Genomic DNA, 7,364 nt, shown 5'->3' with positions numbered 1-7,364 from the left:
GCCGGGGCCGGCGTGCCGGCGGTCGCCGGCGCCGCGGCGGGCGCCTGCTGCTCGGCCGAACCTTCCTTCTTGCTGTCGTCGCAGGCGGCAAGGCCGGCGGCAAGAAGAAGCGCGAGAGCAATGGCCGAAGTCTTCATGATTCTCCTCGTATCCTTGTTCGACGGTTCAGTGTCGACATCGAGAATAACCCTGATCCGGCGGAAATGATCCGCGAACACACGCCAGAATTTACTGATCGCCATCTGTGCATTTCGTCGGCACGATTGCCGATGTGCTTATTTTCGGGGCATGAGCCAGGTCAATGCCCGCCGTCTCCAGCCCTGTCCTGATGGGACAAAGCCACGGAAGCCGCCATGCCGAGCAAGATCATCCTCATCCAGGGCCACCCCGACCGCGACGGGGCGCGCCTGTGCCGCCACCTCGCCGATGCCTATGCCGAAGGCGCGCGGGACGGGGGGCACGAGCTGCGCCGGATCGACCTCGCCGCGCTCGACTTCCCGCTGCTGTCGTCGCAACACGCCTATGAGCACGAGCCGATCCCGCCCGGCCTCGCCGGCGCGGTCGAGGATCTGCTGTGGGCGGATCACATCGTGCTGGTCTTCCCCCTGTGGCTGGGCACCATGCCGGCGCTGGTGAAGGCTTTCCTCGAACAGGTGCTGCGCCCGGGCGGCGCCTTCGTCTTCCCGGAGAAGGGCGGCCCGCAAAGCCTGATGGCCGGACGCACGGCGCGCCTCGTCGTCACCATGGGGATGCCGACGCTGCTCTACCGCTTCTGGTTCGGCGGCCATGGCCTGAAGGTGATCCGGCGCAACATCCTCGCCTTCATCGGCATCCGCGTGGTGCGGCAGAGCCTGTTCGGCCTCGTCACCAATGCAACGCCGGACAAGGTCCGCGGCTGGCTGGACGAGATGCGCCGGGCCGGGCGGGCTGCCCGCTAGTGGATTGACCTCGAGGATATTCAGACCGATCTCGCCCAGACATAGGGCAGGAACACCGGCAGGTCGGCGGCGTCCTCGTCGGGCTCGACATGGTCGGCGCTGGGCACCTTGACGATCCATTCGTCGACGATCTCCAGCCAGGGCTGGCGCAGCAGACGGTCGGCATCGGTGCGGACACGGCCCCGCGCCGGGGCCGCCCGGGCGAAATCGACCCGGTAGAGCACAATCGAGGCATCGCGGGCGTCGCGGATCAGCGTGTAGGGACCGGCGCCGGTCGCCCCGAAGGCGCGCGCGGTACGGATCAGCCGGGCGGTATCGTCGCGGTCGAGCCGGATCAGCATGTATTGGGTGATGAAGGGACCATCATCCAGCACCGTGATGCGGCAATCGTCCTGATTGGCCAGCAGCACGCAGAAACGGGTTCCAGCCTTGGTCAGCATCTGCGCCGCCATGGCCGCCGCCGATTTCCGGCCCGAGGAATTGCCGGGAAAGCCGTAATATTCGTAGAACTTGGCCTCGAGCGCGTCGGCGTAATCCTCGCCCCGCTCGAACAGGCGCCGCTCGACATAGCCAAGGTCGAGGCCGAGCTCGCGCAGGGCATTGTCGGTCAGGCGCTCGATCTTCACATGGGCGTGGGACAATTGGGGCGCGCCGCCCGGTGTCGCACGTTCGCCCAGGATCGCGTAATCGATCGGCAGCAGTTTTCGCAACAGCGCGTCGCTGTCCGACGACGACAGGTCGAGCTGTCCGGGCTCGATATCCTCGACCACGACATCGGAACACAGGGCGCGCATGTTGGGCGCGGTCACCCGGTTCGATTTCCGCAGGCGGAAGTGCTTGATCAGCGTATCCGGCAACGGCTCGTCCAGCAGGATCATGAACGCGGTATTTTGGTGCCGCTGCTCGCCCCGGGGCACGGCGCTGCCCGGCACGACCGCGTCGCGCGAGAGGAAGGGGTAAGGCTTCCGCGCCCGGACGAAGGCGAAATAGCTTTCGATCAGCGAATAGTTCAGCAGGAATTCGGTCAGCCGGTTGCGGGTGACCAGGAACAGGTCGGCCGGCTCGCCGGCACCAATGGGCCGGCGTTCGAGTTCTGAAAATTCACTCATGCCCTGTCCGGCACTTGCTGGCCCCGTTGCAAGGAGGGAAAAATCTCTCCATAGAGATAGCATGTCGCTCATGACCCCCCCAAGCAACGAAATGCCGCCGGTCACCCTGCCGGCGGCGCGCGCGATCGTCCTCGCCTCGGCCAGCGCGGCACGGCGGCGCATGTTCGCCGATGCCGGCGTGCCGGTCGGCCTCGATCCCGCCAATCTCGACGAGGCCGAGCTGAAACGCTCCATGGCCGCCGAGAAAGTCTCGCCGCGCGACATGGCGGATTTCCTCGCCGAACTGAAGGCGACCAAGGTCTCGCACCGCAACCGGGGCGCGCTTGTCGTCGGCGCCGATCAGGTGCTGGTGCTCGGCGATCTGGTCTTCGACAAGCCGGCGGACAGGGATCATGCCAGGGCCCATTTGCGTGCGTTGCGCGGCCGTCGGCACAAGCTGATCTCGGCCGTTGTCGTCTGCGAGAACGGGGCGCCGGTCTGGCGCCACATCGCCGAGGCAACACTGGAAATGCGGCCGTTTTCTGACGAATTCCTCGACGCCTATCTCGCCGCCGCGGGCGATGCCGTGCTGTCCTCGGTCGGCGCCTATCAGGTGGAAGGCCTTGGCCTTCAGCTTTTCAACCGGATCGAGGGCGATCATTTCACCATCCTCGGGATGCCGCTGCTGGCCGTGCTCGACTATCTGCGACTGAGGGGGGCGATCGGCTCATGACGATTTCCGGCAAGGCGAAGCTCGCGGGTGTCATGGGCTGGCCGGTCGGGCATTCCCGCTCGCCCCGGCTGCACGGCTTCTGGCTCGAGCAATATGATATCGACGGCGCCTATGTGCCGATGGCGGTCCGGCCCGAACATCTGCAGGCAGCGCTGCGCGCCCTGCCCAAGCTCGGCTTTCGCGGCTGCAACCTGACGGTGCCGCACAAGGAAGCGGCGATCCCGCTGCTCGACCGGATCGACGATGCCGCCCGCCATATCGGCGCGGTCAATACGGTGATCGTCGAGGCGGACGGCACCCTGACCGGGCGCAACACCGACGCGCCGGGCTTCATCGCCAACCTGCGCCAGGGCGCGCCCGGCCTCACGCTCGACGGGGCGACGGCGATGGTGATCGGCGCGGGCGGCGCGGCGCGGGGCATCGTCGCCGGCCTGATCGAGGCGGGCGTCGTCGAGATCAAGCTGGCCAATCGCAGCCCGGAAAAGGCCAGCGCCATCGCCCATGGCTTCGAGCCCTATGTCGTGACCGTGCCCTGGGACGAACGGGCCGACCGCATGGACGATCTCGATCTTCTCGTCAACACGACCAGCCTTGGCATGACGGGGCAACCGCCGCTCGATCTTCCGCTCGACGGCCTGCCGCGCAAGGCGGTGGTCACGGACGCGGTCTATGCGCCCCTCGAAACCGATCTTCTGGCCCGCGCCCGGGCGCGGGGCAACCCGGTGGTCGACGGGCTCGGCATGTTGCTGCATCAGGCGGTGCCGGGCTTCGCCGCCTGGTTCGGCGTGGAACCCGAAGTGACGGAGGAGTTGCGGCGTCATGTCCTCGGTGCGTGAAAGGCCGATCATCCTTGCCCTCACCGGCTCGATCGGCATGGGCAAGAGCGAGACCGCGCGCATGTTCCGGGCGCTGGGCGTGCCGGTATACGACGCCGATGCCTCGGTTCACGGGCTTTACGATGTCGGCGGCAAGGCGGTCGGGCCGATCGGCGAAGCCTTTCCCGGCGTCGTCCGCCATGGCGCGGTCGACCGCGCCCTGTTGTCGAAGGAAATCGCCGGCGACAAGACGGCGTGGCGGCGACTGGAAGCGATCATTCATCCGCTGGTCGGCGAGGTGCAGCGCGATTTCATCGTCACGGAAATGGCGCGGAAAACCCCGCTCGTCGTGATGGACGTGCCCCTGCTGTTCGAGACCAATGGCCATACCCGCGCCGATTATGTCGCCGTCGTCTCGGCGCCCGAACATGTCCAGCGCCGCCGGGTGCTGGAGCGGCCGGGCATGACCGAGGAAAAGCTGCAGGAAATCCTGGCCCGGCAACTGCACGACAGTCACAAGAGGGCCAAGGCGGATTTCGTCATCCCGACCGATCAGGGCCTCGATGTCGCCCGGGACCATGTCGCGGCGATCGTCCAGCGCCTGCTGACCGATCCCCCGGCGAAACAGGCGGAAAGGCTGGCGTGATGCGTGAAATCGTTCTCGACACCGAAACCACGGGCTTCGAATTCGCCAATGGCGACCGCATCGTCGAAATCGGCTGCGTCGAATTGATGAACCATGTCCCGACCGGGCGGACCTATCAGGTCTATGTCAATCCCGAGCGGGAAATGTCGGAAGGCGCGCTGGGCGTCACCGGCCTCACCAACGAATTCCTGGCCGACAAGCCGCTGTTTGGCGATGTGGTCGAGGATTTCCTCGACTTCATCGGCGACGCGCCCTTCATCATCCACAACGCCGCCTTCGACATCGGCTTCCTGAACATGGAGCTGACCCGTCTGGAGCGCGAAGGCTTCCCGATGGAGCGGGCGATCGACACGGTGCTGATCGCGCGGCGGAAGTTTCCGGGCGCGCCGGCCAGCCTCGACGCGCTGTGCAAACGCTTCGATGTCGATCTGTCGAAACGCGGCAAGCATGGCGCGCTGCTTGACTGCGAATTGCTGGCGGCGGTCTATCTCGAGTTGATCGGCGGCCGGCAGCAGGGTTTTTCCCTGGCCCGCTCGACCGGCACGAGGATCGAGACGAGGCTGCGCGAAGTGCGCCCTCCGCGCCCCCACGCCCCGACCGAGGAAGAACTGGCCGCCCATGCCGAGATGATCGCCGGGATCAAGGCCGCGCTCTGGACCGCCGAATAGGAACCCTTCAGGTCGTCGTCCCGGCGAAGGCCGGGGCCTCGTGACGAGAAGGCGCCCGAAGGCGCCAACCGGCCTTACTGCTGCTGCGCGGCCTGGGCCTGCGCCTGGGCGCGCGACAGGTGCTGGCGGTACAGCGCGACGAAATCGATCGGATCGAGCATCAGCGGCGGGAAACCGCCATCGCGGGTCACATCGGCGATGATGCGGCGGGCGAAGGGGAACAGCACGCGCGGGCATTCGATCAGGCACAGCGGCTGCAGCGCGTCGGCCGGCACATTGCGCACGAGGAACAGGCCGGAATAGACCAGCTCGACGACGAAGGCGGGCTTGCCCTCGGCATCGGTCGCATTGGCGCGGATGCGGAGTTCGACCTCGAAGCGGTCTTCCGGCAGGCGGCGGGCCTGGACATCGACACCGATATCGATCTTGGGCTGCTGGGTCAGGGCCAGGCTGCCCGGCGCGCCCGGATTCTCGAACGAGAGATCGCGGACATATTGCGCGATCACCGAGAACTGGACGGGATTGGCCTGGTCCGGCGCGGGCGCCTGATCGGGGGTGGGGGCTTGGGTGTCGGTCATGGTCGCCATTCCTGGAAAATCGGCCTCTCCGCTACCACAGGGGCGATTCCGGGACAAGCGGGCCTTGGAATTCCGTGTCGAGGACCTATCTCTGATCGCGGGGATCCCGGCTGGATTCGGGCAGGTGAGGCGGCTATGCTGGCGCCAGCTTTTCCGCCGGTCTTCGCGATGGTTTCCGGCATCACGATTGAAAGTGCCATGGGCGGCTTTGAATATCTCGACATTGTCCTGCTGGCGGCGATCGCGGGCTTCATCGGCTTTCGCCTGTGGAGCGTGCTGGGCCAGCGCACGGGCGAGGAACAGCCGCGCGATCCTTTCGCCCGGCCTGCCCCCCCGGCGGCGGACGAGCGCGTGGTGGCCCTGCCGACCCGCAAGCTGCCCGAAAGCGCGGGCGCGCCCCCCGGCCCCAATCTGACCGATATCCGCCTGGCCGATCGCCATTTCGAGGCGGAAACCTTCCTCGGCGGCGCGCGCTTCGCCTACGAGATGATCGTCAATGCCTTCGCCAAGGGTGACGAGGCGGTGCTGGCGCCCCTGGTCGCCAGGGATGTGCTGGCCGGGTTCACCGACGTCATCGCCAATCGCAAGGCCGCGGGGCAAAGCGCGGAACACACGCTGGTCACCCTCAAGTCGGCGACGATCGAAAGCGGCGTGATGAAGGGCCGCACGGCCGAAATCACCGTGCGCTTCGTCTCCGACGGCATATCGGTGGTACGCGATGCTCAGGGCCATGTGATCGAAGGCCACCCGACCGCGGTGTGCGAGATGATCGATATCTGGACCTTCGCCCGCGATACCCGCAACCCGGATCCCAACTGGCAGCTCGTGGCCACCAGTCCCGGCAACGCCTGACCGGGCGCCATGGGCCTGTTTCGCCGAATTTTCTCGCCGGCCCCGGTCGCGCTGACCATCGCCACCCTGACGGCGATCGGCCTTGCCCTGCTGGCCGCGCCGAAGCCACGGCCGCCCTCGGAGGCGCCGCCCCGCCTCGTTCTGGCGCCCGCCGGTTTCGCCGATCTTCCCGGCTGGGGCGATGATGCCGCCCACGAAGCCTGGCCGGCCTTCCGCCTGTCCTGCGAGCGGCAGATGCGGCGAAAGCCGGAAACCAGCCTCGGCATCGCCGGCACGGTCGCCGACTGGACCGCCGCCTGCACCGAGGCGGCGAAACTGGCCGCGCCCGACGCCGATACCGTCCGCCGCTTCCTCGAGGACCGCTTCCGTCCCGTCGCCGCCCTGAACGGCGAGAGCGCGGAGGGACTGTTCACCGGCTATTACGAACCGGAACTGGACGGCGCCCTCGCCCCGGACGAGACCAACCGCACGCCGCTCTATCGCCGGCCAGGCGATCTGGTGCAGGTCGATCTCGGCGAATTCCGCGACGAGCTGAAGGGCCAGCGCATCGCCGGCCGGGTGGTCGACGGACGCCTGAAACCCTATGACGACCGGGCCGGCATCGCCGCCGGCGCGCTGGCGGGCAAGGGGCTGGAGATTGCCTTCGTCGCCTCGCCCGTCGAAGCCTTCTTTCTGGAAATCCAGGGCTCGGGCCGGGTCCGCATGGCGGATGGCCGGATCCTCCGCGTCGGTTTCGACGGCCAGAACGGCCACCCTTACGTCGCGTTGGGCAAGGTGATGCTGGCGGATGGCCTCCTTGAAAAGGGCAAGGTCACCATGCAGTCGATCAAGGCCTGGCTGGCGGCGCATCCCGATCAGGCGGCGGCGCTGATGAACCGCAATCCGTCCTATGTCTTCTTCCGCGACCTCGGCGACGGGCCGGGGCCGCTCGGGGCGCAAGGGGTGGCGCTGACGCCCGGCCGCTCGCTCGCCGTCGATCGCAAGTTCCTGCCCCTCGGCCTGCCCATCTGGCTCGACGCCAGCCTGCCGGCGGCAGAGGACGGGGC

The 7,364-nt window shown here is 67.4% G+C and carries 9 protein-coding genes; 7 read left to right on the top strand and 2 right to left on the bottom strand.

The window, feature by feature from the left end; genetic code table 11:
* Positions 1 to 353: 353 nt before the first annotated feature.
* A complete protein-coding gene (locus WAZ62_RS16855) occupies positions 354 to 938 on the top strand; it encodes an NAD(P)H-dependent oxidoreductase (protein WP_422644697.1) in 585 nt (194 codons plus the stop codon).
* Between the two features lie 20 nt (positions 939 to 958).
* Here the strand turns inward: WAZ62_RS16855 and WAZ62_RS16850 are convergent, their stop codons facing one another.
* Positions 959 to 2,047 (bottom strand): hypothetical protein, encoded by a 1,089-nt coding sequence (locus WAZ62_RS16850; protein WP_422644696.1) that lies wholly within the window; start codon positions 2,045 to 2,047, stop codon positions 959 to 961.
* 70 nt (positions 2,048 to 2,117) lie between these two features.
* Here WAZ62_RS16850 and WAZ62_RS16845 point away from each other — a divergent pair, with 70 nt between their 5' ends.
* From WAZ62_RS16845 to dnaQ, 4 genes are read left to right on the top strand one after another with little or no spacing between them, the layout of a single operon-like run.
* A complete protein-coding gene (locus tag WAZ62_RS16845) occupies positions 2,118 to 2,759 on the top strand; it encodes a Maf family protein (RefSeq protein ID WP_422644695.1) in 642 nt (213 codons plus the stop codon).
* Entirely contained in the window at positions 2,756 to 3,595 is an 840-nt protein-coding gene (locus tag WAZ62_RS16840; protein WP_422644694.1) for a shikimate dehydrogenase, read from the top strand. Before WAZ62_RS16845 ends, WAZ62_RS16840 begins: the two co-directional genes overlap by 4 nt.
* Positions 3,579 to 4,220: a dephospho-CoA kinase gene (coaE, locus tag WAZ62_RS16835; RefSeq protein WP_422644693.1), complete on the top strand. Its 642-nt coding sequence runs from the start codon at positions 3,579 to 3,581 to the stop codon at positions 4,218 to 4,220. The genes WAZ62_RS16840 and coaE overlap by 17 nt, the downstream gene beginning before the upstream one ends.
* Positions 4,220 to 4,888, top strand: coding sequence for a DNA polymerase III subunit epsilon (dnaQ, locus tag WAZ62_RS16830; RefSeq protein WP_422644692.1), 669 nt, complete (start codon positions 4,220 to 4,222; stop codon positions 4,886 to 4,888). The genes coaE and dnaQ overlap by 1 nt, the downstream gene beginning before the upstream one ends.
* Before the next feature lie 74 nt (positions 4,889 to 4,962).
* On the opposite strand, the gene secB is transcribed toward dnaQ, so the two are convergent.
* Positions 4,963 to 5,466: a protein-export chaperone SecB gene (gene secB / locus WAZ62_RS16825; protein ID WP_422644691.1), complete on the bottom strand. Its 504-nt coding sequence runs from the start codon at positions 5,464 to 5,466 to the stop codon at positions 4,963 to 4,965.
* A 135-nt stretch (positions 5,467 to 5,601) separates the two neighbouring features.
* Here secB and WAZ62_RS16820 point away from each other — a divergent pair, with 135 nt between their 5' ends.
* Together WAZ62_RS16820 and WAZ62_RS16815 are read left to right on the top strand one after the other, a co-directional pair.
* Positions 5,602 to 6,318 (top strand): Tim44/TimA family putative adaptor protein, encoded by a 717-nt coding sequence (locus WAZ62_RS16820; RefSeq protein WP_422644690.1) that lies wholly within the window; start codon positions 5,602 to 5,604, stop codon positions 6,316 to 6,318.
* Positions 6,319 to 6,327: 9 nt separating this feature from the next.
* On the top strand, positions 6,328 to 7,364 hold a 1,037-nt coding region (locus WAZ62_RS16815; RefSeq protein WP_422644689.1), incomplete at its 3' end, for a murein transglycosylase A.

Source organism: Zavarzinia sp., assembly GCF_049306435.1.
Lineage (GTDB): Bacteria > Pseudomonadota > Alphaproteobacteria > Zavarziniales > Zavarziniaceae > Zavarzinia.
The sequence above is the reverse complement of the archived record's forward strand: the minus strand, read 5'-3'. Positions and strand labels throughout refer to the sequence as shown.

Excerpts from the sequence above, each read along its gene's own strand:
- WAZ62_RS16850 (WP_422644696.1), bottom strand. The coding sequence starts at position 2,047 with ATGAGTGAATTTTCAGAACTCGAACGCCGGCCCATTGGTGCCGGCGAG.
- dnaQ (WP_422644692.1), top strand. The coding sequence starts at position 4,220 with ATGCGTGAAATCGTTCTCGACACCGAAACCACGGGCTTCGAATTCGCC.
- WAZ62_RS16855 (WP_422644697.1), top strand. The coding sequence starts at position 354 with ATGCCGAGCAAGATCATCCTCATCCAGGGCCACCCCGACCGCGACGGG.
- secB (WP_422644691.1), bottom strand. The coding sequence starts at position 5,466 with ATGACCGACACCCAAGCCCCCACCCCCGATCAGGCGCCCGCGCCGGAC.
- WAZ62_RS16845 (WP_422644695.1), top strand. The coding sequence starts at position 2,118 with ATGACCCCCCCAAGCAACGAAATGCCGCCGGTCACCCTGCCGGCGGCG.
- coaE (WP_422644693.1), top strand. The coding sequence starts at position 3,579 with ATGTCCTCGGTGCGTGAAAGGCCGATCATCCTTGCCCTCACCGGCTCG.
- WAZ62_RS16840 (WP_422644694.1), top strand. The coding sequence starts at position 2,756 with ATGACGATTTCCGGCAAGGCGAAGCTCGCGGGTGTCATGGGCTGGCCG.
- WAZ62_RS16820 (WP_422644690.1), top strand. The coding sequence starts at position 5,602 with ATGCTGGCGCCAGCTTTTCCGCCGGTCTTCGCGATGGTTTCCGGCATC.